Origin of the sequence: Microbacterium sp. NPDC058021, assembly GCF_042885955.1 — a bacterium.
GTDB lineage: Bacteria > Actinomycetota > Actinomycetes > Actinomycetales > Microbacteriaceae > Microbacterium.
Genome location: NZ_JBHVRF010000012.1, coordinates 1 through 1,308, shown reverse-complemented (window position 1 = coordinate 1,308; position 1,308 = coordinate 1). Strand labels below are relative to the sequence as shown.

General features: G+C 66.7%; 1 protein-coding gene. It reads left to right on the top strand.

Going from position 1 to position 1,308, the window contains the following annotated elements; genetic code table 11:
• Window positions 1-48: 48 nt before the first annotated feature.
• Window positions 49-1,286, top strand: a protein-coding gene (locus ACFVR6_RS16145) for an IS3 family transposase (protein ID WP_386964873.1) whose coding sequence is annotated in 2 segments (ribosomal slippage) — window positions 49-328 and window positions 328-1,286 — 1,239 coding nt in all. Because the reading frame shifts where the segments join, the coding sequence is not laid out codon by codon here.
• Window positions 1,287-1,308: the final 22 nt, after the last annotated feature.

The window sequence follows — 1,308 nt, the reverse complement described above, 5'->3', positions numbered from 1 at the left end:
TGAATCGGCCTGGGTTTCGTTCCGTTCTTCAAGCAAGGATGGAAGACGATGAACAGGAAGTACTCGCCGGAGATGCGTGAGCGGGCGCTGCGGATGCTCGCGGAGACGCGGCCGTCGCACCCGACGATGATGAGCGCAGTCCGCCATGTTGCCGGGCTGCTGGGGATGAGCCCCGAGACGCTGCGGCTGTGGCAGCGCCGGGCCGAGGTCGACGCGGGCGTGAACCCCGGGCTGACAACCGATGCGGCGGCGGAGATCAAGCGGCTGCAGAAGGAGGTCTCGGAGTTGCGGAAAGCGAACGAGATTCTCAAGGCTGCGAGCGTGTTTTTCGCGAAGGAGCTCGACCGCCCCTGACCGAGATGGTCCGGTTCATCGATGAGTACCGGGATCGTTTCGGGGTCGAGCTCATCTGCCGGGTCCTCCGACCGGCAGTGCAGGGCTTCCTCACCTCCCGCGGATACCGCTCCGCCGTCGGCCGCGCCCCATCAGCCAGGCATCTGCGCGATGACCTGCTGGTGCCGGAGGTCGCCAGGCTGCATGCGGAGAACTACGGCGTGTACGGGCGCCGGAAGATGCACGCGCTGATGCGCCGGCAAGGCTGGGACATCGGTCGTGACCAGACCGAACGGCTCATGCGCCTGGCCGGGGTCCGCGGCGTCAGGAAGTCGAAGCGGGTGTTCACCACACGCTCCGACAAGACCGCGGCACTGCCGAGCGACCTGGTCAACCGCCGCTTCACCGCCCCGGCGCCGCGGCGGCTGTGGGTGTGCGACGTGACCTACGTCGCGACGTGGTCCGGGTTCGCCTACGTCGCGTTCGTCACCGACGTCTACTCACGGCGCATCGTCGGCTGGAACGTTGCCTCGACTCTGCGGTCGGAGATCCTGCCGATGCAGGCGCTCGATATGGCGGCGTGGGGCGCCGGCGGGGATCTCACCGGGCTGATCCATCACGCCGACCACGGGTCGAACTACACCGCGATGGTCTACACCGAGAGGATCGTCGAGCTCGGCGCCGTCCCATCGACCGGCACGGTCGGGGACTCGTTCGACAACGCGATGGCCGAGGCGGTCAACAACCTCTACAAGACGGAGCTGATCCGCCAGCGGGGCCCCTGGCGGACGGTCGAGCAGGTCGAGCTCGCAACGCTCGAGTGGGTGTGGTGGTGGAACAACCAGCGCCTCCACGGAGAGCTCGACATGCGCACCCCGCTCGAGGTCGAGAACGCGTACTACGCTGACCTGGAATCAGCCCAACCGGCATCTGCCGGACAAACAATCCGATAGGAACGAAACCCAGGCCGATTCA